This is a genomic window from Massilia sp. LjRoot122 (genome assembly GCF_964252725.1).
GTDB lineage: Bacteria > Pseudomonadota > Gammaproteobacteria > Burkholderiales > Burkholderiaceae_D > Telluria.
Genome location: NZ_CAXUPB020000001.1, coordinates 4,651,614 through 4,675,443, shown reverse-complemented (window position 1 = coordinate 4,675,443; position 23,830 = coordinate 4,651,614). Strand labels below are relative to the sequence as shown.

The 23,830-nt window shown below is 66.2% G+C and carries 21 protein-coding genes; 14 read left to right on the top strand and 7 right to left on the bottom strand.

Annotated features, from left to right (window positions below; all coding sequences use genetic code 11):
• Positions 1-27 precede the first annotated feature (27 nt).
• The 9 genes from thiC (at position 28) to ACSQ25_RS20485 (ending at position 8,064) form a co-directional block, all read left to right on the top strand.
• A complete protein-coding gene (thiC, locus tag ACSQ25_RS20525; protein ID WP_436107517.1) occupies positions 28-1,941 on the top strand; it encodes a phosphomethylpyrimidine synthase ThiC in 1,914 nt (637 codons plus the stop codon).
• Positions 1,941-2,144, top strand: coding sequence for a sulfur carrier protein ThiS (gene thiS, locus ACSQ25_RS20520; protein WP_436107516.1), 204 nt, complete (start codon positions 1,941-1,943; stop codon positions 2,142-2,144). Before thiC ends, thiS begins: the two co-directional genes overlap by 1 nt.
• Positions 2,145-2,158: 14 nt before the next feature.
• Positions 2,159-2,965 (top strand): thiazole synthase, encoded by an 807-nt coding sequence (locus ACSQ25_RS20515; protein WP_436107515.1) that lies wholly within the window; start codon positions 2,159-2,161, stop codon positions 2,963-2,965.
• Positions 2,965-3,708, top strand: coding sequence for a bifunctional hydroxymethylpyrimidine kinase/phosphomethylpyrimidine kinase (thiD, locus tag ACSQ25_RS20510; protein ID WP_436107514.1), 744 nt, complete (start codon positions 2,965-2,967; stop codon positions 3,706-3,708). Before ACSQ25_RS20515 ends, thiD begins: the two co-directional genes overlap by 1 nt.
• Positions 3,709-3,745: 37 nt before the next feature.
• On the top strand, positions 3,746-4,375 hold the full coding sequence (gene thiE / locus ACSQ25_RS20505; protein WP_436107513.1) for a thiamine phosphate synthase: 630 nt from the start codon (positions 3,746-3,748) through the stop codon (positions 4,373-4,375).
• 39 nt (positions 4,376-4,414) lie between these two features.
• Positions 4,415-5,128, top strand: coding sequence for an ion channel (locus ACSQ25_RS20500; protein WP_436107512.1), 714 nt, complete (start codon positions 4,415-4,417; stop codon positions 5,126-5,128).
• Between the two features lie 130 nt (positions 5,129-5,258).
• Positions 5,259-6,050: a hypothetical protein gene (locus ACSQ25_RS20495; protein ID WP_436107511.1), complete on the top strand. Its 792-nt coding sequence runs from the start codon at positions 5,259-5,261 to the stop codon at positions 6,048-6,050.
• A gap of 59 nt (positions 6,051-6,109) precedes the next feature.
• Entirely contained in the window at positions 6,110-7,537 is a 1,428-nt protein-coding gene (locus ACSQ25_RS20490) for a M28 family metallopeptidase (protein ID WP_436107510.1), read from the top strand.
• Positions 7,534-8,064 (top strand): GNAT family N-acetyltransferase, encoded by a 531-nt coding sequence (locus ACSQ25_RS20485; protein ID WP_436107509.1) that lies wholly within the window; start codon positions 7,534-7,536, stop codon positions 8,062-8,064. Before ACSQ25_RS20490 ends, ACSQ25_RS20485 begins: the two co-directional genes overlap by 4 nt.
• 46 nt (positions 8,065-8,110) lie before the next feature.
• On the opposite strand, the gene ACSQ25_RS20480 is transcribed toward ACSQ25_RS20485, so the two are convergent.
• Positions 8,111-9,673: a S8 family serine peptidase gene (locus ACSQ25_RS20480; RefSeq protein ID WP_436107508.1), complete on the bottom strand. Its 1,563-nt coding sequence runs from the start codon at positions 9,671-9,673 to the stop codon at positions 8,111-8,113.
• 368 nt (positions 9,674-10,041) lie between these two features.
• Between ACSQ25_RS20480 and ACSQ25_RS20475 the strand changes: the two genes are divergently transcribed.
• Entirely contained in the window at positions 10,042-11,148 is a 1,107-nt protein-coding gene (locus ACSQ25_RS20475; protein ID WP_436107507.1) for an S-(hydroxymethyl)glutathione dehydrogenase/class III alcohol dehydrogenase, read from the top strand.
• 234 nt (positions 11,149-11,382) lie between these two features.
• Positions 11,383-13,218: a M56 family metallopeptidase gene (locus ACSQ25_RS20470; RefSeq protein ID WP_436107506.1), complete on the top strand. Its 1,836-nt coding sequence runs from the start codon at positions 11,383-11,385 to the stop codon at positions 13,216-13,218.
• 56 nt (positions 13,219-13,274) lie between these two features.
• Here ACSQ25_RS20470 and ACSQ25_RS20465 read toward each other — a convergent pair whose 3' ends face one another.
• Positions 13,275-13,823, bottom strand: a complete 549-nt coding sequence (locus tag ACSQ25_RS20465) for an SRPBCC family protein (protein WP_436107505.1) — start codon at positions 13,821-13,823, stop codon at positions 13,275-13,277.
• Positions 13,824-14,053: 230 nt separating this feature from the next.
• On the opposite strand from ACSQ25_RS20465, the gene ACSQ25_RS20460 reads away from it, so the two are divergent.
• Positions 14,054-14,458 (top strand): GFA family protein, encoded by a 405-nt coding sequence (locus ACSQ25_RS20460; protein ID WP_436107504.1) that lies wholly within the window; start codon positions 14,054-14,056, stop codon positions 14,456-14,458.
• A 67-nt stretch (positions 14,459-14,525) separates the two neighbouring features.
• A complete protein-coding gene (locus ACSQ25_RS20455; RefSeq protein ID WP_436107503.1) occupies positions 14,526-16,838 on the top strand; it encodes a UvrD-helicase domain-containing protein in 2,313 nt (770 codons plus the stop codon).
• Between the two features lie 40 nt (positions 16,839-16,878).
• Here the strand turns inward: ACSQ25_RS20455 and ACSQ25_RS20450 are convergent, their stop codons facing one another.
• Genes ACSQ25_RS20450 through ACSQ25_RS20440 form a run of 3 tightly spaced genes read right to left on the bottom strand, consistent with a single transcriptional unit; the run spans position 16,879 to position 19,156 of the window.
• On the bottom strand, positions 16,879-17,661 hold the full coding sequence (locus ACSQ25_RS20450; protein WP_436107502.1) for a BPSS1780 family membrane protein: 783 nt from the start codon (positions 17,659-17,661) through the stop codon (positions 16,879-16,881).
• Entirely contained in the window at positions 17,658-18,617 is a 960-nt protein-coding gene (locus ACSQ25_RS20445) for a homoserine kinase (protein WP_436107501.1), read from the bottom strand. The genes ACSQ25_RS20450 and ACSQ25_RS20445 overlap by 4 nt, the downstream gene beginning before the upstream one ends.
• Positions 18,618-18,667: 50 nt before the next feature.
• Positions 18,668-19,156: a hypothetical protein gene (locus tag ACSQ25_RS20440; RefSeq protein WP_436107500.1), complete on the bottom strand. Its 489-nt coding sequence runs from the start codon at positions 19,154-19,156 to the stop codon at positions 18,668-18,670.
• A 173-nt stretch (positions 19,157-19,329) separates the two neighbouring features.
• Between ACSQ25_RS20440 and polA the strand changes: the two genes are divergently transcribed.
• Entirely contained in the window at positions 19,330-22,104 is a 2,775-nt protein-coding gene (gene polA, locus ACSQ25_RS20435) for a DNA polymerase I (RefSeq protein WP_436107499.1), read from the top strand.
• On the opposite strand, the gene ACSQ25_RS20430 is transcribed toward polA, so the two are convergent.
• Positions 22,082-23,116 (bottom strand): sensor histidine kinase, encoded by a 1,035-nt coding sequence (locus ACSQ25_RS20430; RefSeq protein ID WP_436107498.1) that lies wholly within the window; start codon positions 23,114-23,116, stop codon positions 22,082-22,084. The genes polA and ACSQ25_RS20430 overlap by 23 nt on opposite strands.
• A complete protein-coding gene (locus ACSQ25_RS20425; RefSeq protein ID WP_436107497.1) occupies positions 23,109-23,819 on the bottom strand; it encodes a winged helix-turn-helix domain-containing protein in 711 nt (236 codons plus the stop codon). Before ACSQ25_RS20425 ends, ACSQ25_RS20430 begins: the two co-directional genes overlap by 8 nt.
• Positions 23,820-23,830: the final 11 nt, after the last annotated feature.

The window sequence follows — 23,830 nt, the reverse complement described above, 5'->3', positions numbered from 1 at the left end:
TTTGCTGGCTCCTCAACAAGGAGCCACATGAATGCACCACTGAAGTTCGACGCCGCGACCGCCATGGTCGACAGCGCCGCCATCGAACCCTTCCCCAACTCGCGCAAGGTCTACATCGAAGGCAGCCGACCCGACATCCGCGTGCCGATGCGCGAAATCAGCCAGTCGCCCACGCCCGACAGCTTCGGCGGCGAGCCGAATCCACCGCTGTTCGTGTACGACACCTCGGGCCCGTACACGGATCCGACGGCCAGCATCGACGTGCGCCGCGGCCTGGCTACGCCGCGTCTGCCCTGGATCGTCGAGCGCGGCGATACCGAGGAGCTGGCCGGCCCCACCTCCGACTACGGCAAGGCACGCCTGGCCGACCCGGCGCTTGCGGCACTGCGCTTCGAGCTGCAGCGCACCCCGCGCCGTGCGCGTGCCGGGCGCAACGTCACCCAGATGCACTATGCGCGCCAGGGCATCGTCACGCCCGAGATGGAATTCGTCGCCCTGCGCGAAAACCTGCGCCGCAAGGAATACCTGGCTTCGCTCGTCGAGTCGGGCCCGGTGGGCGAGCGCATGGCCGGCCTGCTGGCGCGCCAGCATCCGGGCCAGTCCTTCGGCGCCAGCATCCCCTGCGAGATCACGCCGGAATTCGTGCGCGAAGAGATCGCCCGCGGCCGTGCCATCATCCCGGCCAACATCAACCATCCGGAAAGCGAGCCGATGATCATCGGCCGCAACTTCCTGGTGAAGATCAACGCCAACATCGGCAACTCGGCCGTGACTTCGTCGATCGGCGAGGAAGTGGAAAAGATGACCTGGGCGATCCGCTGGGGCGCCGACAACGTGATGGACCTCTCGACCGGCAAGCACATCCACGAGACGCGCGAGTGGATCATCCGGAACTCGCCGGTGCCGATCGGGACGGTGCCGCTCTACCAGGCGCTGGAAAAGGTCGGCGGCAAGGCCGAGGACCTCAGCTGGGAGATCTACCGCGATACCCTGATCGAGCAGGCGGAGCAGGGCGTCGACTACTTCACCATCCATGCCGGCGTGCGCCTGGCCTACGTGCCGATGACGGCCAAACGCCTGACCGGCATCGTGTCGCGCGGCGGTTCCATCATGGCCAAGTGGTGCCTGGCCCACCACAAGGAATCCTTCCTGTACACGCATTTCGAAGAGATCTGCGAGATCATGAAGGCCTACGACGTGTCCTTCAGCCTGGGCGACGGCCTGCGTCCGGGCTCGATCTACGACGCCAACGACGAAGCCCAGCTGGCCGAGCTGAAGACGCTCGGGGAGCTCACCCAGATCGCCTGGAAGCACGACGTGCAAACCATGATCGAAGGGCCCGGCCACGTGCCGCTGCACCTGATCAAGGAGAACATGGACCTGCAGCTGGAGCAGTGCAGCGAAGCGCCGTTCTACACTCTGGGGCCGCTGACCACCGACATCGCGCCGGGCTACGACCACATCACCTCGGGCATCGGCGCCGCCACCATCGGCTGGTACGGCACCGCCATGCTGTGCTACGTCACGCCCAAGGAGCACCTGGGCCTGCCGGACAAGGCGGACGTCAAGGACGGCATCATCACCTACAAGATCGCCGCCCATGCGGCCGACCTGGCCAAGGGCCATCCGGGCGCCCAGATGCGCGACAACGCCTTGTCGAAAGCGCGCTTCGAGTTCCGCTGGGAAGACCAGTTCAACCTCGGCCTCGACCCGGACAAGGCGCGTTCCTTCCACGACGAGACCCTGCCCAAGGATTCCGCCAAGGTAGCCCATTTCTGCTCGATGTGCGGTCCGCACTTCTGCTCCATGAAGATCACGCAGGAAGTGCGCGAGTACGCGGCCAACCAGGGCGTGGGCGAGCAGGCCGCGCTGGCCAAGGGCATGGAAGAGAAGGCGATCGAGTTCGTGCGCGGCGGCGCGAAACTGTACCGGGAGGTCTGATGACGGAGATCGAACTGAACGGCGCGCCCTACTGCCTGCCCATCGGGCACTCGCTGCAGGACCTGACCGGCCGGCTCGGCGTGGCGGAGCAGGCGGTGGCGGTCGCGGTCAACCGCGAAGTGGTGCCGCGCGCGCAGTGGCCGCATCACCGCTTGCAGGCCCGCGACCGGGTCGACATCGTGCGCGCCATCGGCGGCGGATAAGAAGGAGACTGAACATGAATGCAATGACTGAACAAGACTGCCTCACCATCGCCGGCCGCCAGTATGGCTCGCGCCTGCTGGTCGGCAGCGGCAAATACCGCGACCTGGCACAGACGCGCGAGGCGACGCTGGCGGCGGGCGCCGAGATCGTCACAGTGGCGATCCGGCGCGTGAACATCGGCCAGGATCCGCATGCCCCTAGCCTGCTCGACGTGCTGCCGCCCGACGAATTCACCATCCTGCCGAATACCGCCGGCTGCTACACGGCCAAGGACGCGGTGTACACCCTGCAGATGGCGCGCGAACTGCTGGGCGGGCGCAAGCTCGTCAAGCTGGAAGTGCTGGGCGACGAGAAGACCCTGTTCCCGCAGATGCCCGAGACGATCAAGGCCGCCGAGACCCTGGTGCGCGACGGCTTCGACGTCATGGTCTATTGCAGCGACGACCCGGTGCAGGCGCGCATCCTGCAGGAGATCGGCTGCGTGGCCGTGATGCCGCTGGCCTCGCTCATCGGCTCGGGCATGGGCATCCTCAATCCCTGGAACCTGAAGCTCATCATCGAGAGCGCGAGCGTGCCGGTGCTGGTCGATGCCGGCGTCGGCACGGCTTCGGATGCCGCCATCGCGATGGAGCTCGGCTGCGACGGCGTGCTGATGAACACCGCGATCGCCGCGGCGGGCGATCCGGTGCGCATGGCGCGCGCGATGCGGCATGCCGTCATCGCCGGGCGCGAAGCGCACCTGGCCGGCCGCATGCCGAAGCGCTTCGCCGCTTCGCCTTCGTCGCCGGTCGAGGGTCAGGTCACGGCAACTCGCGCGTGATGGTGCCCACCGTTCTCGTGTTCGCCGGGCTCGATCCCGGCGGCGGGGCCGGGCTGGCGGCGGACATCGCCGCCATCGGCGCGCTCGGCGGCCATGCGCTGCCGGTGGCGACGGCGCTGACCGTGCAGGACAACAACCGGGTACACGAGGTGCAGCCGGTCGACACAAGCCTGATGGTGCGCCAGGCCGACATCCTGATCGATTCCTTCAGCATCGATGCGGTCAAGATCGGCATTCCCGGCAGCCGTGAGAACGCGGCCGCCATCGCCCGGCTGCTGCGCCGGCTGCGCGCCGCCGACCCAAGCCTGCCGGTGGTGCTCGACCCGGTGCTTGCCAGCGGCCATGGCGATGCGCTCGGCAAGGGCGACGCCGTCGCCGCGCTGGCCGAGCTGCTGCCGCTGGCCACCGTGCTGGTGCCGAACCTGCCGGAAGCCCGGGCGCTGGGCGCCGTGCCCTGCGAGCACGTGATGGTCACGGGCGGTCACGGCGATGGCGACATCATCGTCAACCGCTGGCTGCGCGACGGGGTCGAGCAGCGCGCCTGGCGCATGCCGCGCCTGCCGCACAGCTACCACGGCAGCGGCTGCACCCTGGCCGCGGCCATCGCGGCGCGCCTGGCCTTCGGCGACCCTGTCGAGCAGGCGCTCGAACATGCCCAGGACTACTGCCACCAGGCGCTGGCGCACGCCTTCTGGATCGGACCGGGGCAGCGTATCCCGCGTCGCATCCTCCATACCCACTGAGCCCACTGAGCCCATCGAGCGCACTGAAAGGACCACTTTGAAAAAGCACTTCCTACGCGGCCTGTACCTGGTCACACCCGACTGGGACGATACCGAACGCCTGCTCAGGGTCACCGACCTGGCCCTGATGGCCGGCGCCTCGATGGTGCAGTACCGCCACAAGAGCGCCAGCCCGGCCTTGCGGGCGGAGCAGGGCGCGGCCCTGCTGGCGCTGTGCCGCAGCCATAACAGGCCGCTGGTGATCAACGACCACATCGACCTGTGCCGCGACCTCGATGCCGACGGCGTCCACGTCGGCGGCCTCGACGTGCCGGTGGCCCAGGCCAGGGCCGTGCTCGGGCCGGACAAGATCGTCGGGGCCTCGTGCTACGGCGAGCTGAAACTGGCCGAGACGGCCCAGCAGGCCGGCGCCAGCTACGTGGCCTTCGGCGGCTTCTATCCCTCGCCGGTCAAGCAATACACCTTCGTCACGCCGCCGGAACTGATCGAGGTCTGGCGCGACCGGGTATCGCTGCCGATGGTGGTGATCGGCGGCATGACGCCGTCGAATGCCGCACCGCTGGTGCGGCGCGGGGCAGCGATGGTGGCGGCGATCACCAGCGTGTATGCGGCCGAGGACCCGGAAACCGCGGCGCGCGAATTCTGCGCGCTGTTCCGGCGCACCTGATCCTACAATAGCGGCGTCATCCATCTTATGCCGCCCACCATGCGACCACCGCGCCTGCTCATCCATACCCGCCGCCACCCGTCGGCCATCCTGCTGCTGGTGCAGCTGCTCGGCATGCTGCTGTATCCCTTCATCGAGAATGCGCCGGCCGGGCACACGGCCCTCAACGTGTTCGGCGTGCTGGTGCTGTCGCTGACCATCCGCATGGTGCGGCGCACGCCCGGGGAAACCAGGATCAGCGTGGCGCTGGCGGTGCCGATCGTGATCCTGCTGGCGCTGCAGACCTTCTACGACCTGCGCAGCACGCTGCTGCCCTGGTCGTCCGGGCTGGAAGCGCTGTTCTACTTCTACGCCGCCGCCAGCCTGATCTCCTACATGATGGGAGACCGCCAGGCCACCACCGACGAACTGTTCGCCGCCGCCGCCACCTTCACGCTGCTGGCCTGGGGATTCACGCACCTGTACCTGATGGTGCAGGAGCTGCAGCCGGGCACCTTCGCCGCCGCCGTCAACGCGCAGGCGCCGCGCTCGTGGAGCGAGCTGAATTACCTGAGCTTCGCACTGCTGTCGAGCACCGGGATCGGGGACGTGATTCCGCTCACCGTCCATGCGCGTGCCCTGTGCAGCATCGAAATGCTGGTCGGTGTGATGTACCTGGCGGCGGTGGTGGCGCGCCTGATCGGCTTCACCACCCAGGGCAAGATCCACCGGCGCCATCCGAATTCCCCGCGCGAACCCTGGGAAGAAGATTGAGGCGCTCATCCATGCTGGATAAAGTGCGGCCGTACGTGCCGGGGTTAAGTCTTTAATAAGAGATTTGCATTAACTTGCTCGCATTCGCAGCACAGGTATTTCGCCACCGCTGCCTTCAGTCCCCGCGAGCATGAACCCGACAATCCGGATCGCCACCAGCACCAGCGCAAGCCGCCGCGTCTTCACCTTCCTGAGAACCGGCGTCGCCGGCCTGCTGGTGCTGGCGCTGGCCTACGTCCTCGCCGCCTCCTTTCCCAAGCCGATGTTCGGCTACCGTGTCGACTACCAGAATTACCAGGTGTGGTCGGACCAGCCGATCCCGGACGAGATCAGCCATGTGCTGGACGACGTGACGCGGCGCCTGCGCACCTCGAGCCTGCACGACCGCGACACGCCGGTCGAGATCTTCTTCTGCAACGAGTCATGGCGCCTGGGGTTCTTCGGGCGAAGCTTCAGTACGCAGATGGGCGGCGCCGCGGATACCTGGCTGACCCGCCAGGTCTTCATCCGTGCGTCCGACATCGCGTCGAACCGCATTCATACGCCGACAGGCAGGCCGCTGGCCGATGCCGCGCAGCGCCCGCTCTCGTATTACATCGCGCACGAGATCACGCACAGCGATACCTCGCGCCGCTTCGGGCGCACGATCATGCTGCGTTATCCGCAGTGGCTGGTGGAAGGCTATGCCGACTACGTGGGCAAGGGCGGCGATTTCGATTTCGAGGAAAACCGCGCGCTGTTCGCCGCCGGTGCAGCGGCGCTGGACCACGACAGGAGTGGCCTGTACCGCGAATTCCACCTGAAGGTCGCCTACCTGCTCGACAAGAAGGGCTGGACGCTGGAGCAGGTATTCGCGAATCCGCCGGATGAAAGCGAACTGGATGCCCGGCTGCGCATGGAAATTGCCTTCCCGGCGGATTGACCAGGCGTACCGCAGCATGCGATATTGCTTTTCTTGCCACTTCACTTGAGAGCAATCGCATGCGTCTTTACCTTTCCGCCCTCGTCCTCGCCCTGGCCAGCGCCGGCTGCGCCCAGCTTGCCCAGGATGCCGCCATTTCGCCCGAGGTGCTGCGCACGCACGTGGCCTACCTGTCTTCCGACGAGCTGGAGGGTCGCGGCACGCCCTCGCGCGGGCAGGACCTGGCGACCGAGTACATCGCGGCCCAGTTCCGCAAGGCTGGCCTGGAGCCGGCCGGCGACGACGGTTTTTACCAGACCGCGACCTGGCAGTACGCCGAGCGCAAGGCGGGCGACGTGGCCCTGAGCGTGAGCGCGGGCGGCAGCACCATCACGGTGCCGGCCGGCGGCGCGACCGGCAACTTCCTCGATGCGCTCGCGCTGGCGTCGACGCCGGCGGTGTTCATGCCCTGGAAGGAAGCGCTGGAGAACAGCGAAGCCGCCAACGGCAAGGTGCTGGTGGTGCCGGCCGCGCCGATGCCGCGCGCCGCGCGCACCCTGCAGGAAAAACTCAAGAGCAAGCCGGCCCTGGTCGTGATGATCGACCGCGAGCGGCGTCACGGCGCCGGCACCGGCGGCTGGCTGGTCGATCCGGAGCAGGCTGCCGTGAAGGGCGCGCCGCCGGTGCTGGTCTTGCATGCGCCGGACGCCGCCGCGGCCCTGGAAAAGGGCGGCGCCAGCGTGAGCGCGCGCGTCGCCGCCGCCGCGCTGCGCCCGGTCAAGCTGCGCAACGTGATCGGCGTGTTGCGCGGCGCGGATCCGGCCCTGAAGAACAGCTACGTCCTGATGACGGCGCACCATGACCACGTCGGCATCCGCGACGGCGAGATCTACAACGGCGCCAACGACGACGCCAGCGGCGTGGTGTCGGTGATCGAGGCCGCGCAGATGCTGGCCGCGCGCAAGGACCGTCCGCGCCGCAGCATCGTGTTCATGACCTTCTTCGGCGAAGAACTCGGCATGCTCGGCTCGAAATACTATGCGCGCCACCCGGTATTCCCGCTGAAGGACACGGTGGCGAACATCAACCTCGAGCAGACCGGCCGCACCGACGACAGCGAAGGCAAGCAGCTCAATTCGGTCGCGATGACCGGCTTCGATTTCTCGACCGTGGGCGACATGCTGAAGAAATCCGCCGAGCAGACCGGCGTCCGCCTGTGGAAGCATGCGGCCTTCAGCGACCAGTTCTTCTCGCGCGCCGACAACCAGTCGCTGGCCGACGTCGGGGTGCCGGCGCACACGCTGTCGGTGGCCTACGGCTTCTCGGATTACCACGGCAAGGACGACACCTGGGACAAGCTGGATTACGACAACATGGCGCGCGTGACGCGCATGCTGGCGCAGGGCGTGTACGACATCGCGAACGACAGTGCGCGCCCGGTCTGGACCAGCGCGCCGAAGGCGGCAGGCTATGCCGCCAAGGGGCGCTCGCTGCAGGCCGCGCCATGATCGACGCGGGCCCGGACGCCCTCGTGATCCGGCGCCTGCGGCCCGACGAAGGCGTGGGCTACCGCGCCATCCGGCTGCGTGCGCTGGCGAATGCGCCGGAAGCCTTCTGCAGTTCGCTGGCGGAAGAGGAGGCGCGTCCGCCGGAGAGCTGGAGCGCGCGCCTGGAAAACGCGGCGCGCTCCGGCGTCGACTGCCCGCTGGTCGCCGAACGTGATGGCGCCATGCTCGGGATGGTCTGGGCCAAGGTGGATGGGGCAGATCCGGATACGGTCAACCTGTTCCAGATGTGGGTGGCGCCCGAATGCCGAGGGCAAGGCGTGGCGCGTGCGCTGCTGATGGGGGCTGTCGACTGGGCGCGCGCGCGTGGGGCGCGGACCGTGGGACTGGGCGTCAACTGTGCGAATGCCGCCGCGGTCGCGCTGTACCGGCGCGCCGGCTTCAGTATTCTCGGCGAGCCCTATCCGATGGCGGGGGAGGCGGGGCGGATGGAATACGCGATGCGCCTTCAGCTCGGCGCCGAGCCATAAAAAAAGGGACGCCCGGAGGCGTCCCTTCTTACATGCAGCGCAAGGCTTAGTTACCGCAGCCCAGCGAAGCGATGCGGTCGCGTGCGGCCTTGGCCTGCACCAGGCCGTAGCCGGTCTTGGTGTCGCGGCCGGCGGTGTTCAGGTCGAGCGCGCTCTTGGTGAGCGAGGCGCGCATCTGCGCGGCGGTACAGGTCGGGAAGTAGCTCCACACCAGTGCTGCCACGGCCGACACGTGCGGGGTCGCCATCGAGGTGCCGTCGAAGTAGGCGTAGTTGCTGGTCTTGATGCCGACCGTCGCGCTCTGGCCCAGCTGCTGCTTCATCGCGGCGCCATCGGTATCGGTCGCGGTGACCGACGGGATGTTGGTCACGGTGGTGCCCAGCGTGCCGCCGAAGGCGCCTGCCACGTTGTTGTACACCACGGCGCCGACGCCGCCGCTGTTCTGGCAGTTCAGGACCTTGGTCGCGAAGTCCACGGTGCCGCGCTGGATCAGGCAGACCTTGCCGGAGACGGCGCTGTTGACCGTATCGCCGATGCCGAAGTCGGCCAGCGGTGCGGTCGCGGTCTTGACCGGCGAGCCTTCCATCGCGCTGGTCGCATAGGCGGTGCCGCCGACGCTCAGGACAGCTTCCTGGCCCGTACCCATCGGCACGGTCGACAGCACGCTGACGCCGGGACCGGACAGTTCGACCTTGCTGTTGTACTGCGAGAAGGTCGCCCACTGCTTGTTTTCGTCGACCGCGGCGACCATCACCACGCTCGAGTAGCCGGCTGGATAGGAGACCACGCTGTTGCCGTCGTTGCCGGCCGCAGCCAGGTTCAGCACGCCGCCCGAGTACAGCTTGTCGAAGGCCATCTGTTCGGTCTTGCTCGCGCGGCCACCGCCCAGCGACATGGTGATCACGTTGGCGCCCGCGGCGCCGCACTTGTTGGCAGCCGAGGCCAGGGTCGAGGAATAGGCCCAGCCGCTGGCGCCGAACACCTTCACGATGTGCAGCTTGAGCTGCTTGTTGGCGGCCACGCCGACCACGCCGGTGCCGGCGTTGTTGATGGCGGCGATGGTGCCGGCCACGTGGGTGCCGTGGTGGTTCTCGTCGGTGTACCACCAGCCGGTGCCGGCATCGTATTCGCCGGTGACCGGGTTGGCCGACAGGTCTTCGTGGTTGCGGTCGTAGCCGGAGTCGATGATGCAGACCTTGCGGTTGGCGGCATTGGCGTCGCTCAGCTGGTCGGCCTGCACCTGCGGGATGCCGTAGGGGACCAGCTGGCCGGTCGCGTAAGGGGTACCGGTCGACGGCGAGGTCAGGGCGAACGGCTTGCGGACCACGTCTTCTTCGATGTATTCGACGTTCGGGTTGTTCTCCAGACCTTTCAGCGCGACTGCCGGGACCTCGATGGCCATGGCATTCATGCCGAAGATTTCGTGCTTGACCGAGCCCTTGGCTGCAGCGACGGCCGACTTCACCTTGGCAGCGGCGCCCGGCTTGAAGGCGACGATGATGCGGGTGGTGTCGGGAGCTGCGGCCTGCGCGTTGCCGAGGACGCCGGCAGCGACCAGGGCTGCCAGGCAAACGCGAAGGGAGGATGCGCGAGTGTTTTTGTCTACCATTAATCTTCTCCGTTTGAAAACAAAGATATAACGCCGTGGCTCTGTAGGCCTCGTGCGCTGTTGTGGCCGTGTTGTGCACGGTTACATTTAGTGTATTTCAAAAAGATCTATGTATGCATACTGTGTGCAACTGTGCGCAGGAAACACTTGATCAAGCACAGTTCGCTACCAATTCTCCACGCACGACGTCTTTACGACGTGTTATCTTTTTCCCCAAACGTCTGCAGTCGACACAATTCTCGAGCTTCTCCTCTCGCCCCATAGCGCAGCCCGCGCCACGCGCCTGCGCACTCCTTGCTATCATTCCAAACTTTACAGCGTTGCAAATTTGTTGTCGTTGCACAACAACCTGTTCAGGAAGGGAACACATGAAAACCAAGGCTGCAGTTGCATGGAAGGCGGGCCATCCGCTCACGATCGAAGAAGTCGAGCTCGAAGGCCCGAAGGCCGGTGAGGTGCTGGTCGAAGTCAAGGCCACCGGCATCTGCCACACCGACTACTACACCCTGTCGGGCGCCGATCCGGAAGGTCTGTTCCCGGCCATCCTCGGTCATGAAGGCGCGGGCGTGGTGGTGGACGTCGGCCCTGGTGTCACCAGCCTGCGCAAGGACGACCACGTCATCCCGCTGTACACCCCCGAATGCCGCCAGTGCAAGTTCTGCCTGTCGCAAAAAACCAACTTGTGCCAGGCGATCCGCTCGACCCAGGGCCGCGGCCTGATGCCTGACGCGACCTCGCGCTTCTCGCTGGACGGCAAGCCGCTGTACCACTACATGGGTACCTCGACCTTCTCGAACTACATCGTGGTGCCGGAAATCGCGCTGGCCAAGGTGCGTTCGGACGCGCCCTTCGACAAGATCTGCTACATCGGCTGCGGCGTCACCACCGGCATCGGCGCCGTGATCTTCACCGCCAAGGTGGAGGCGGGCGCCAACGTGGTCGTGTTCGGCCTGGGCGGCATCGGCCTGAACGTGATCCAGGCGGCGAAGATGGTTGGCGCCGACAAGATCATCGGCGTGGACCTGAACCCGGAGCGCGAAGCGATGGCGCGCAAGTTCGGCATGACCCACTTCATCAACCCGACCAAGGTCGAGAACGTGGTCGACACCATCGTCCAGCTGACCGACGGCGGCACCGACTACAGCTTCGAATGCGTCGGCAACGTCACCACCATGCGCCAGGCGCTCGAGTGCTGCCACAAGGGCTGGGGCCAGTCGATCATCATCGGCGTGGCGGCGGCCGGCCAGGAGATCTCGACCCGTCCGTTCCAGCTGGTGACGGGCCGGGTGTGGAAGGGCTCCGCATTCGGCGGCGCGCGCGGCCGCACCGACGTGCCGAAGATCGTCGACTGGTACATGGAAAACAAGATCAACATCGACGACCTGATCACCCACCACCTGCCGCTCGAGCGCATCAACGAAGGCTTCGACCTGATGAAGTCGGGCGAGTCGATCCGCTCCGTCGTCGTCTACTGATTCCGCCCGCAGGCCAGTTTGGCCTGCCTCTGGTTTTCTCCGCGCGGCCTCCGGGCCGCGTTTTCCGTTCTGTACCGCGATTCTTGCCGCCTGTCGCACCGGGCTGGTCGGCAGGTCCGTGCGCGCCTAGAGTGCAAGCTGGCCGGTAGCGTCCGTCCAGAAGTAGAAAAAAAGTTCTAGACAATTTTATCTAGAACTTTTAATCTAGTTGCCAACGATGAGGGGGAACACCCGATGAACGAACTGGTCGGCACTGTGGCCTCCAGCCTGGCCTGGGCACTGATCGATTTTCTGTGGCAGGGCCTGCTGGTCGGCTGGGCGGCCGCGCTGCTGCTGGCGCTGATGCGCAAGGCGCGGCCGCAGGCACGCTACCTGGTCGCCTGCGCTGCGCTGCTGCTGTGCGCAGCCCTGCCGCTGGCCGGGATGATCGAGCGTATCGCCGCGGCGGATGCCGGGGTGGCCACGTCCGCGCTGCCGCTGGTGGCGACGGGGGCGGTGGCGGCCACCGTGTCGGCGCTTCCGGTGGCGGTCATCGATGCCGGTAGGTTCGCAGGCTGGGAATCGGCCTTCCAGGAACGCCTGCCCCTGGTGCTGCTGTTCTGGGCGCTCGGCGCCGGACTGCTGGCGCTGCGCATGGTGCTGGGCCTGGCCTGGGTGCGCCGGCGCAGCCGGCCCGGCCAGTACCGGGTCGACCCGGTCTGGCAGGCGCGGCTCGACGGCATGGCGCGCGCCATGGGCATCGCCCGTCGCGTCACGCTCGGCATCGTCGATGACGTGGCCAATGAGCTGGCCAGCCCGGTGACGGCCGGCTGGTGGCGCCCGGTAGTGCTGGTGCCGGCCGCGCTGGTCTCCGGCATGCCGCCGCAGTTGCTGGAAGCGCTGCTGGCCCACGAGCTGGCCCACGTGCGCCGTTGTGATTACCTGGTGAATTTGATCCAGAGCGCGATCGAGATCCTGCTGTTCTATCACCCGGCCGTGTGGTGGCTGTCGAACCGGATCCGCGAAGAGCGCGAACAGATTGCAGATGATGTAGCCGCAAGCACGCTCGGCGAACCGCGGCGCCTGGCACTTGCATTGTCCGAACTGGACCTGTTCCAGTTCACCCCGCAACTTGCCCCAGCAGCACATGGAGGAAATCTTATGTCCCGCATCAAACGCCTGGTTCGTCCCGAAGCCGAACCCCTGAACTGGAAACTCGCCCTCCCGATCCTGGGCCTGGCCACCGCCGCGGCCTTCTATTCCTGGTCGACGCCGGTGCACGCCGCCGCGGAGCAACCTGCGCCGGCGCCGCGTGCCGAGCCGGCACCGCGTCCCGAACCCCGTGTCGACGCGCCGGCCGAGCGCCGCGTGGTCCGCAAGGCCGGCCGGGAAGATCCCTATGCCGTCGTGCGTGCCAACGACAAGAACACGAGCATGAGCGGCAGCAGCGAGGACTGGGACGACATCAAGGAAGCCAAACGCCGCATCGGCGGCGACTTCCTGTGGTTCCGCGAAGGCGGCCAAGCGTATTACATCCAGGATCCGAGCGTAATGGCCAGGGTCGACGCGGCCTGGGCGCCGATGAACAAGCTGGGCGCCCAGATGGACCTGCACGGCAAGGAGATGGACGTGCACGGCAAGAAGATGGATGCGCTCGGCAAGGAAATGGACGTGGCGGCGCGCGGCTTCAAGCCGGACGAGACCAGGATGCGCGCCATCGAAGCCCGCATGAAGGTGCTCGGCGAAGAGATGGAGACGCTCGGCAAGCAGATGGGGGCAACCGACAGCATCAAGGAGCGCGAGCGCCTTCAGAGCCGCATGGGCGAACTCGGCAAGCAGATGTCGGTCGTGGGCAGCGAGATGGGCCAGGTGCACAATGAGCCGGGCATGCGCCAGGCGCAGAAATCCATGGACGAGATCGGCCGCCGCATGAGCGAGGCCGGCAAGCCGATGGATGCGATCGGCAAGAAGATGGGCGCGCTCGGCAAGGAAATGGAGCGCGAGAGCAAGGCGGCCGACCAGACGGTGCGCTCCCTGATCCGCGAAGCGCGCGAGAAGGGCTTGGCGAAGCCGGTGCCGCAAGCGGGTTGAACAAGAAAAACGGCCTGCCGCTGCGGCAGGCCGTCCTCAAGCGCTGAAGCCTGCTATCAGTGCTGCTTGATCTCGCCGCGCCATGCGCCGGTTTCCGAGCCGCGCTTTTCCAGCATTTCCTTGAAGTTATGCAGGTTGCCACGCAGTTCCATGCGCACGGCGCCCATGGCATCGCCGACGGATTCCAGCGCGCCATCCGGTTCATAATCCATCTGGACCATGACGCGGCAGCAGTTCTCCGAGATCTTGTGGAAGGTCGCGACGCCGCCGTTCTTCACGCCGGTGACGCTGCGCCATGCGATGCGCTTGTCCGGGATCTGTTCGGTGATCTCGGCATCCCACTCTTTCTCTTCGCCGGCCACGTTGGCGCGCCAGTGCAGGTGCTTGTCGTCCAGCTGGCGGATTTCCTTCACGCTCTTCATGAATTGCGGGAAGTCTTCGAACTGGGTCCACTGGTTATAGGCCGTCTTGACCGGGACGTTGATCTCGATCGATTCGGACACCGACGAGCTGGCGCCGGAGCCGCCACGATTTTGTTTCAGTTTTTTGGACAGCATCATGCCGCCGACGGCGAGCGCGGCAACGGTAACTACGCGGTTCAGCATAAGAATTCTCCTTTGGTAGCAGCCATGTCGCATGCGCGATGTATCTGGCCCGAAACGTGGCATGCGAAGGCCAATGAATCGATACATACTGGTCCGGCGGGCCATGCATTGTGTCGCGAGCAGCTCGCGAATCTGTCATTAAAATAAGCGAAAAGATAATCGGGCGGCGCGCGAAAGGATGGGCCGCTTATACTGATGAGCTCGTTGTTGGCGGCCAGAAAGGAGACCGAATGGACTTGCAAGGAGGATGTTTCTGCGGTGCAGTTCGCTACCAGGTGACGGGCGACATATTCAACAGCACGCTATGCCATTGCACCGACTGCCGCAGGATCTCCGGCGCACCGGCGGTGGCCTGGTTCAGCGCCCGCCGCGCCGATTTCCGCTTCACGCAAGGTGCGCCGCTGCACTTCGCGTCGAGCGAACAGGTGCTGCGCGGCTTCTGCCCGCAGTGCGGCACCACGCTCAGCTTCGAGGACGCGCGCTGGCCGGAAGAACTCGACATCGCCAGCGCCAGCCTCGACGATCCGGAACAGGTGCCGCCGGGCGACCACACCTTCGTGCGCAGCCGCCTGGGCTGGATGAAGATGGATGACGGGCTACCCGAGTACCCGACTACCCGCTCTGCGGGGAAGTAAACAACAGCTGCGACGACTGTTGCAAAGCTGGATGGGCATACAGTAATCCCGGCGTTATAATGGCCGGATGCAGAATCTCCTTCATAACCTCAATCCCGAACAGCTCGCCGCCGTCACCCTGCCGTCGCAGAGCGCGCTGATCCTGGCCGGCGCCGGTTCCGGCAAGACGCGCGTGCTGACGACCCGCATCGCCTGGCTGATCCAGACCGGGCAGGTGTCGCCCGCCGGCATCATGGCGGTGACCTTCACCAACAAGGCGGCGAAGGAGATGCTGACCCGCCTGTCCTCGATGCTGCCGATTAATACGCGCGGCATGTGGATCGGCACCTTCCACGGCCTGTGCAACCGCCTGCTGCGCACCCACTATAAAGATGCGGCGCTGCCCCAGGCCTTCCAGATCCTCGATTCGCAGGACCAGCTGTCGCTGATCAAGCGCATGCTGAAGGCGCACAACGTCGACGACGAGAAGTACCCGGCCAAGGCGCTGATGTACTTCATCAACAACGCGAAGGAGCAGGGCCTGCGCGCGAACCGTCTCGAACCGAACGACCCGATCGAGCGCCGCATGATCGAGCTCTACGAGGTGTACGAGGGCCAGTGCCAGCGCGAGGGCGTGGTGGATTTCGCCGAGCTGCTGCTGCGATCGTACGAGCTGCTGGCGCGTAACGGGCCATTGCGCCACCACTACCAGATGCGTTTCCGCCACATTCTGGTGGACGAGTTCCAGGATACCAACGACCTGCAGTACAACCTCTTGAAGCTGCTGGCCGGCCATGACGAAGAAGGCGGCGGCGCCATCTTCGCGGTGGGCGACGACGACCAGAGCATCTATGCCTTCCGCGGCGCCAACGTCGGCAATATGCAGGCCTTCGAGCGCGAATTCCGCGTCAAGAACCTGATCAAGCTGGAGCAGAACTACCGCTCCTACGGCCACATCCTCGACAGTGCCAACTACCTCATCGCGAACAACACCAAGCGCCTCGGCAAGAACCTGCGTACCGACGCGGGCCAGGGCGAACAGGTGCGCGTCTACGAGGCGACCTCCGACCTGGAAGAAGCCCAGTGGATCATCGAGGAAGCCAAGAGCCTGATGGCCGAGGGCCTGCCGCGCAGCGAGATCGCGATCCTGTACCGCTCGAATGCGCAGAGCCGCGTGATCGAGCATGCGCTGTTCGCGGCCGGCCTGCCCTATACCGTGTACGGCGGCCTGCGCTACTTCCAGCGCGCCGAGGTCAAGCACGCGATCGCCTATCTGCAGCTGATGGACAATCCGCACAACGATTCGGCCTTCCTGCGCGTGGTGAACTTCCCGACCCGCGGCATCGGCGCGCGCTCGATCGAGCAGCTGCAGATGGCGGCCGACTCCTACGGCATCTCGCTGTACGCGGCGGTGCCTTACATGACCGGCAAGGCCGGCACTTCGCTGGGCGCTTTTGTGAAGCTGGTCGAGTCGGCTCGCTTCGAAACCCAGCAGCTGCCGCTCCCGGAACTGGTGCGCGTGGTGCTGGAACGCAGCGGCCTCCTGCAGCACTACCAGAACGAGAAAGAGGGCGCCGACCGCATCGAGAACCTGGAGCAGATGGTCAACGCCGCCACCCAGTTCGTGCAGGAAGAAGGCTTCGGCCAGGGCGCCCCGGCCCACCTCGGCCCGCAGGCGCTGCCGCAGGCGGGCGAAGCGATCGTCAACCAGGACGGCATCGAGATCCTCGATTCCGATGCGCCGCTGGCCAGCGTGATGTCGCCGCTGTCGGCCTTCCTCACCCACGCTTCGCTGGAGGCGGGCGACGCCCAGGCCCAGGCCGGCCAGGACGCCCTGCAGCTGATGACGGTGCACTCGGCCAAGGGCCTGGAATTCGACGCGGTATTCATCACCGGCCTGGAAGAAGGCCTGTTCCCGCACGAGAGCAGCGCGCGCGAGCTCGATGGCGTCGATGAAGAACGGCGCCTGATGTACGTGGCGATCACGCGCGCACGCAAGCGCCTGTACATGAGCTTTACCCAGCAGCGCATGCTGCACGGCCAGACCCGCTTCAACATGAAGTCGCGCTTCTTCGACGAGCTGCCGGAGGAGTCGATCAAGTGGCTGTCGCCGCGCGTGCAGACCCAGTGGTTCGGCGGCCGCAAGCAGACCACGGCCTGGGACGACGCGGCCTTCCGCGACGGCTCGGACAACAAGATCGCGCAGCAGATCACGCAGAAGTCGGGCAACGGCTCGGGCTGGCGCGTGGGCGAGTCGGTCGCGCATGCCAAGTTCGGCGAAGGCGTGATCGTGAATATCGAAGGCGGGGCGGGCGCGGCGCGCGCCCAGATCAACTTCGGCGCGGCGGGGATGAAGGTGCTGGACCTGTCGATTGCGAAGTTGGAGCGGGTGGGGCGCTGAACCCGACACACATGAAAAAAGCGGGCATGCCCGCTTTTTTTTATTTGCTCAGATTGACCGATCCGGTCGGCGTACTGTCCACCGGCTTCCCGAAAATCTGCCGGTAGCCCGCATACATCGCGCACTGCAGCAGCAGGATGAACAGGAAGATCAGCCACATGATCACCACCCGCGTCATGTTCGAGGCGCCCAGCAGCAGGGTGATCACCATGCAGATCCCGAAGAAGATCGCGAACCAGGCCAGCAGCAGCACGATGAACACGCGGGCGCTGCGCAGCACCGCGAAGAAGCTGTAGAACACCGCCTTGCCCGGCCCCATCTTCTGCCAGTAGGTGAGCGGGGCGGCGAAGCACAGCGACATCAGCGCCGCCACGTCCAGGCCGAAAATCATGAACATCGCCAGGATGTCCGAGCCCGCCACCTGCGGCTGGCCGCCTTCGCGGCCCTGGCGCGCCACTTGCTCCCAGAAGCCCGGATCGACTGCGAAGCGGGTGATCAGGGCCATCAGCAGCGACACGCCCAGGTAGATCAGGCCGACCTTGCACAAATCCTTGACCACCGGCTGGCGGAAGCCCGTCAGCAGCACGCCCGGCGTCACCCGTTCGCCGTTCTCGATCATCAGGCAGGCCTTCATGAAGGCCATCGAGAACGAGGGAATCAACACCACCGCGATCATCGGCCCGAGCAGGGGCACGGCACTGATGCCGATGCTGATCAGGATGTTCGCGAACAGCAGGGTGGTGAGGGCGGCCGGTTGCTTGCGGAACAGGCCGGCGCCTTGCTTGAGCCAGTGCCAGCCGGTGATTGCGGGGATAGAGTTCATGTAGGCAGTTCGGACGCGCCACGTTCGATGCGTGCGCGCAGGATACGTTCAAAATGGGTGGGGTCGTGCGGCGTCAGCAATTCTGCCGCACGCGGAATATGGAGATCGTACAGGCGCGACAGCCAGAAACGCAGCGCACCGGCGCGCAGCATCGGCAGCCAGGCGGCGTGTTCCTGGGGCGTGAACGGACGCACGGCGTGGTAGGCCGCGAGCAGGGCCTGCACGCGCGCTTCATCGAGCACGCCCGAGGCGAGATCGACGCACCAGTCGTTGACGGTCACGGCGACGTCGAACAGCCAGGTATCGACGCCGGCGAAATAGAAGTCGAAGCAGCCGCTCAGGCGCTCGCCTTCGAACATCACGTTATTGCGGAACAGGTCGGCGTGCACCGGGCCGCGGGTGAGGGCGGCGTAGGTGGCGGTCGCGGCAAAATCGGTCTGGAAGCGCACTTCATTGTGCAGCAGCTCCGCTTCCGGCCTGGATACCAGCGGCAGCACGGTGGGCGCCGTCGCCGTGATCCAGTCCAGGCCACGCAGGTTCGGCTGCACCAGCGGGAAATCGCGCCCGGCCAGGTGCATGCGCGCCAGCATCGTGCCGACTTCGGCGCAATGCGGCGGCTGCGGGGCCATCTGCGAGGCCCCGCTCAGGCGGCTGACGATGATCGCCGGCTTGCCGTGCAGGGTGACCACCAGCTCGCCGTCCGCATTCGGCACCGGCGCCGGCACCGGGATGCCGCGCTCGGCCAGGTGGCGCATCAGCTGCACGTAGAAGGGCAGTTGCTCGAAGCCGAGGTTTTCGAAAATGGTCAGCACGAATTCCCCACGCTCTGTCGTGAGGAAGAAATTGCTATTGTCGATGCCGGAGGAAATGCCCTGCAGCGCGAGGGCGCGGCCGAGGGGGAACTGCTTGATCCACTGGGAAAGGTCGTCCAGCGAGACCGCGGTGAAAACTGCCATGAGCTAGCAACAAAGGTGAGGGTCGGCCACCGCGGAGGGTGGCGTCAGGATTATTTTTTTTCGACTGGTTCCAGTGGTGGCGGAGGCGGCGCATCGGCGCGCGGGGGCACGCCCGGCTTGGCCGGTGCCGGCGACGGGGCCGCGGTCGCCGGATCGGCGGCCTGCTTTTTCGGATTACCGAAGTCGAATTCCATGACCTGCCATTGTGGGGCGCGGATCGCGCTGCTCTGGGCATCGCCGGGTTGGGCGTTTCCGGGTGCAACGTTGGGTTTCATGATGTAGCGGCTCTTGCCGCTTTGTACTTCCACTTCGGTGACCTGTCCGCTGTTGTTCCGCTTTTCGGTGATGCGGGTACGTTCTTTCGGCGGAATGGTAGTAGCCGGCACGTCGCTGCCCGGCTCGATGCGCTCGAGCTGGGGCGGCGTCTGTGCCGGACGCTGTTGCGTGGGCGCCTGCTGCTGGGATTGCGCCGCGGCCAGGCCGGCGTGCGCGATCAGGCACAGCGAAAGGAGTTTCAGGCGGGAAGATGTGCGCAACATGATGGTCACCTTGTGTCGTTTGGTTCATTGTAACAAACCGACACGCTTCCCTGTAAAAAGTGTGCGTATTTCAAGCGCAGGGCCCGGCATCTCTTGTGCGTCGGTCAAGCTGATTCTGCGATAATGCCGGACACTTTTGGCGCGGCCGCGCCGGCTCACTTTTTTGTCGCCCTATGGAAAATACCCTGCTGCTCGTTGACGGTTCCAGCTATCTCTACCGCGCCTACCACGCGCTGCCCGACCTGCGCAGCCCGGACGGCTTCCCGACCGGCGCCATGCACGGGATGGTCAACATGCTGCGCCGCCTGCGCGCCGACTACCCGGCGGCCTACATCGCCTGCGTCTTCGACGCCAAGGGCAAGACCTTCCGCGACGACCTCTACCCGGAATACAAGGCCACCCGCGCCTCCATGCCGGAAGACCTGGGCAAGCAGATCGAACCGATCCATGAAGTGGTGCGCTACATGGGCTGGCCGATCCTGATGGTCGACGGCGTCGAGGCCGACGACGTGATCGGCACCCTGGCCGTGCAGGCGACGGCGCGCGGCATGAAGACGGTGATCTCGACCGGCGACAAGGACCTGGCCCAGCTGGTCAACGACAAGGTCATGCTCATCAATACCATGACCAACGACAAGCTCGACGAAGCCGGGGTGATCGCCAAGTTCGGCGTGGCTCCGAACCGCATCATCGACTACCTGACCCTGATCGGCGACACCGTCGACAATGTCCCGGGTGTGAACAAGTGCGGCCCGAAGACGGCGGTGAAGTGGCTGACCCTGCACGGTTCGCTCGACGGCGTGATCGAAAACGCGCATGCGATCACCGGCGCGGTCGGCGAGAACCTGCGCGCCGCGCTCGAATGGCTGCCCAAGGGCCGCGAGCTGATCACCGTGAAGACCGACTGCGACCTGGTGAACCACGTGGTCTCGTTCGAGGAAACCCTGATCGGCCGTCCGGAAAACGCGGAAGCCCTGCGCGATTTCTTCCAGCGCTACGGCTTCAAGACCATGCTGCGCGAACTGGGCGGCGGTGGCCGTGCCGACGGCGCGGTGGCGCCGGCGCGCGGCGCCGGTCCGGGCGGCGCGCCGCTGAATTCCCCCGAAGGCGCATCCGGCACCCTGCCGGGCATGGCCATCATCAAGGGCGAGTACGAGACCGTGCTCACCGACGAGCAGCTGGATAAATGGCTGGCCCTGGTCGACGCGGCCGCGCTGACTTCGGTCGATACCGAAACCACCTCGCTCGATCCGATGACGGCCGAGATGGTCGGCATCTCGCTGTCGACCGAGGCCGGCAAGGGCGCCTACATCCCGGTGGCGCACCGCTATGCCGGTGCGCCCGACCAGCTGTCGCGCGAGCACGTGCTGGAGCGGATGCGGTCCTGGCTGGAGAATCCGGCCAAGCCCAAGCTGGGCCAGAACCTGAAGTACGACATGCACATCTTCGAGAACCACGGCATCAAGCTGAAGGGGATCGTGCATGACACCCTGCTGCAGTCCTACGTGTTCGAGTCGCACAAGCCGCACGACATGGACACGATGGCGATGCGCCACCTCGGCTACACCACGATTCCCTTCGTCGACGTGTGCGGCAAGGGTGCCAACATGATCTGCTTCGACCAGGTCGAGCTGGGCCGCGCCACCGAATACGCCGGCGAGGATTCCGACATCACGCTGCGCCTGCACCAGACCATGCTGCCCCACGTCGAAGCCGACAAGGGCCTGACTTACATCTACCGCAACATCGAGATGCCGACCATGGAGGTGCTGCAGAAGATCGAGCGTAACGGCGTGCTGATCGACGCCGAGCTGCTGGGCGTGCAGTCGGGCGAACTGGGCGCGCGCATGCAGGAGCTGGAGCAGCAGGCGTATGAATTGGCCGGCGGCCCCTTCAACCTCGGTTCGCCCAAGCAGATCGGCGAGATCTTCTTCGTCAAGCTCGGCCTCCCGGTGATCAAGAAGACCGCCACCGGCGCGCCGTCCACCGACGAAGAGGTGCTGCAGAAGCTGGCCGAGGACTATCCGCTGCCGAAGATCCTGCTCGAGCACCGCGGCATGTCGAAGCTGAAGTCGACCTATACGGACAAGCTGCCGAAGATGGTCAACCCGGCGACCGGCCGCGTGCACACGAATTATGCGCAGGCGGTGGCGATCACCGGCCGCCTGTCCTCGAACGAGCCGAACCTGCAGAACATCCCGGTGCGTAACGCCGAAGGCCGCCGCATCCGCGAAGCCTTCATCGCGCCGCCCGGCAGCGTGATCGTGTCGGCCGACTATTCGCAGATCGAGCTGCGCATCATGGCGCACATCTCGGGCGACCCGGCCATGCTGAAGGCCTTCGCCGAAGGGGAGGACATCCACCGCGCCACAGCAAGCGAGATCTTCGGCATCGCCCCCGATGAAGTGCAGAGCGAGCAGCGCCGCTATGCGAAGGTGATCAACTTCGGCCTGATCTACGGCATGAGCGCCTTCGGCCTGGCCCAGAACCTGGGCATCGAGCGCGGCGCCGCGGCCAGCTATATCGACCGCTATTTCGCGCGCTTCGCCGGGGTGAAGCAGTACATGGACGAGACCCGCCTGCAGGCCAAGGCGCGCGGCTACGTCGAGACCGTGTTCGGGCGCCGCCTGTGGCTCCCCGAGATCAACTCCCCGAACGGCCCGCGCCGCGCCGGCGCCGAACGCGCGGCGATCAATGCGCCGATGCAGGGCACGGCGGCCGACCTGATCAAGCTGGCCATGATCGCGGTGCAGGGCTGGCTGGAAACCGAGAAGCTGGGCACGCGCATGATCATGCAGGTGCACGACGAACTGGTGCTCGAGGTGCCGGAAGCCGAACTGGAACTGGTGCGCGTGAAGCTGCCGGAGCTGATGGCGAGTGTAGCCACGCTGAACGTGCCGCTGGTGGCCGAGACTGGTGTGGGGCCTAACTGGGAGCGCGCGCACTAAGCGGCAGCGTCACGCGCAGGCAGCTGCCGGCATCGCGCGGCTCGCAGCCTGCCTCGCCGCCGTGGTGGCGCGCGATCTGGCGCACCAGGCTGAGGCCCAGGCCGACGCCGCCCGCCGCTTCGCTCGCACCGGGGATGCGGTAGAAGGGCTCGAAGATGCGCTCCCGTTCGCGCTCGGGGATGCCGGGGCCGCCGTCGCAGACATCGAGCCGGAGCTCCGCAGCGCCGCTTGCGGCGAGCCGTACCGCGACGGGGGAACCGGCCCCGTACCGGACCGCATTCTCGAGCAGGTTGCGCACCATGCGGCGCAGCAGCTTCGGGTCGCCCATGACGGTCAAGCTGCCGGCGTCCAGCGCGGCGCCTGTGCGGGCACATTCTTCCGCCAGCAAGCCGGTCAGGTCGACCTCTTCGAAACAAGGCATGGCGGCACCAGGCGCATCGAGGCGGCTGGCCAGCAGGATCTCCTCGATCAGCGCGTCGAGTTCGCCGACGTTGCGCTGCAATTCGGCGCGCAGGGCTGGTGCAGCCTGCTCCGCCATCAGTTCAGCCGCCATCCGGATGCGCGCCAGCGGCGAGCGCAGTTCGTGGGAGGCGTTGGCCAGCAAGGATTTCTGCGACGCGACCAGCGCCTCGATGCGCGCGGCCGAGTCGTTGAAGCTGGCCGCCAGGCCGGCTATTTCATCCTTCCCTTCGACCGCCACGCGCGTCGCGAGCCGTCCCGCGCCCCAGGCTTCGACGCTGCCTTGCAGCCGCTCGAGACGCCCGGTCAGGCGGCGCACGACCGGATAGGCGCACAGGGCCACCGTCAGGGCGATCACGGCCAGCAGCACGACGAAGCCCAGCGCGTGCCGGTTCGGGCCGATGATCGCCAGGCCCGCACGGGACGGATCGAAGTGCAGGTGTGCGAAGCCGAACAGGCAGGCGGCCAACAACAGGCTGGTGAGCAGCGCAAGATAGAAACGCACATACAGGCGGCGCCAGGGCGCGACCGTCCGCGATACGGCGTCAGGCATCGTGCACCTTCGCAAACACATAGCCGGCGCCGCGCACGGTGATGATGCGGCGCGGCTGCTTGACGTCGTCCTCGATCGCCAGGCGCAGGCGGCCGATGTGGACGTCGATCGAACGGTCGAAGGGATCGATGGCCTGTCCCTTGACCGCCTCGAGGAGCTGGTCGCGCGACAGCACCCGGCCGGCCCGTTCGGCCAGGGCGACCAGCAGGTCGAACTGGTAGGCGGTCAGCGCGCGCGCTTCGCCATCGAGCCGCACGGTGCGCGCCCCGGGATCGATCTCGAGGCGGCCGAAGCGCAGCACCCGGGCCGCCGGGTCGGCTGCCATCGGCGGACGCCGCAGCACGGCGCGCAGCCGCGCCAGCAGTTCGCGCGGTTCGAAGGGTTTGGGAAGGTAGTCGTCGGCGCCGATTTCGAGGCCGACGACCCGGTCCAGCGGATCGCCTTTTGCGGTCAGCATCACGATCGGAAGTGCGCACAGGGGCGCCGCCAGTGCCCGGATCCGGCGGCAGACATCGAGGCCGTCGGCGTCGGGCAGCATCAGGTCGAGCAGGACCAGCCTGATGTCCTGCTCGCGCTGCAGGATGGCGATGCCCTCCTGCGCGCTCAGGGCATGCCGGACGTCGAAGCCGTGCGGCGCAAGATAGGTCGCGACCATCCCGGCCAGGCGTTCGTCGTCTTCGATCATCAGGACAGTCTGGACCATGGGGCATCTTA

Excerpts from the sequence above, each read along its gene's own strand:
- thiC (WP_436107517.1), top strand. The coding sequence starts at position 28 with ATGAATGCACCACTGAAGTTCGACGCCGCGACCGCCATGGTCGACAGC.
- thiS (WP_436107516.1), top strand. The coding sequence starts at position 1,941 with ATGACGGAGATCGAACTGAACGGCGCGCCCTACTGCCTGCCCATCGGG.
- ACSQ25_RS20515 (WP_436107515.1), top strand. The coding sequence starts at position 2,159 with ATGAATGCAATGACTGAACAAGACTGCCTCACCATCGCCGGCCGCCAG.
- thiD (WP_436107514.1), top strand. The coding sequence starts at position 2,965 with ATGGTGCCCACCGTTCTCGTGTTCGCCGGGCTCGATCCCGGCGGCGGG.
- ACSQ25_RS20500 (WP_436107512.1), top strand. The coding sequence starts at position 4,415 with ATGCGACCACCGCGCCTGCTCATCCATACCCGCCGCCACCCGTCGGCC.
- ACSQ25_RS20495 (WP_436107511.1), top strand. The coding sequence starts at position 5,259 with ATGAACCCGACAATCCGGATCGCCACCAGCACCAGCGCAAGCCGCCGC.
- ACSQ25_RS20490 (WP_436107510.1), top strand. The coding sequence starts at position 6,110 with ATGCGTCTTTACCTTTCCGCCCTCGTCCTCGCCCTGGCCAGCGCCGGC.
- ACSQ25_RS20485 (WP_436107509.1), top strand. The coding sequence starts at position 7,534 with ATGATCGACGCGGGCCCGGACGCCCTCGTGATCCGGCGCCTGCGGCCC.
- ACSQ25_RS20480 (WP_436107508.1), bottom strand. The coding sequence starts at position 9,673 with ATGGTAGACAAAAACACTCGCGCATCCTCCCTTCGCGTTTGCCTGGCA.
- ACSQ25_RS20475 (WP_436107507.1), top strand. The coding sequence starts at position 10,042 with ATGAAAACCAAGGCTGCAGTTGCATGGAAGGCGGGCCATCCGCTCACG.
- ACSQ25_RS20470 (WP_436107506.1), top strand. The coding sequence starts at position 11,383 with ATGAACGAACTGGTCGGCACTGTGGCCTCCAGCCTGGCCTGGGCACTG.
- ACSQ25_RS20465 (WP_436107505.1), bottom strand. The coding sequence starts at position 13,823 with ATGCTGAACCGCGTAGTTACCGTTGCCGCGCTCGCCGTCGGCGGCATG.
- ACSQ25_RS20460 (WP_436107504.1), top strand. The coding sequence starts at position 14,054 with ATGGACTTGCAAGGAGGATGTTTCTGCGGTGCAGTTCGCTACCAGGTG.
- ACSQ25_RS20455 (WP_436107503.1), top strand. The coding sequence starts at position 14,526 with ATGCAGAATCTCCTTCATAACCTCAATCCCGAACAGCTCGCCGCCGTC.
- ACSQ25_RS20450 (WP_436107502.1), bottom strand. The coding sequence starts at position 17,661 with ATGAACTCTATCCCCGCAATCACCGGCTGGCACTGGCTCAAGCAAGGC.
- ACSQ25_RS20445 (WP_436107501.1), bottom strand. The coding sequence starts at position 18,617 with ATGGCAGTTTTCACCGCGGTCTCGCTGGACGACCTTTCCCAGTGGATC.
- ACSQ25_RS20440 (WP_436107500.1), bottom strand. The coding sequence starts at position 19,156 with ATGTTGCGCACATCTTCCCGCCTGAAACTCCTTTCGCTGTGCCTGATC.
- polA (WP_436107499.1), top strand. The coding sequence starts at position 19,330 with ATGGAAAATACCCTGCTGCTCGTTGACGGTTCCAGCTATCTCTACCGC.
- ACSQ25_RS20430 (WP_436107498.1), bottom strand. The coding sequence starts at position 23,116 with ATGCCTGACGCCGTATCGCGGACGGTCGCGCCCTGGCGCCGCCTGTAT.
- ACSQ25_RS20425 (WP_436107497.1), bottom strand. The coding sequence starts at position 23,819 with ATGGTCCAGACTGTCCTGATGATCGAAGACGACGAACGCCTGGCCGGG.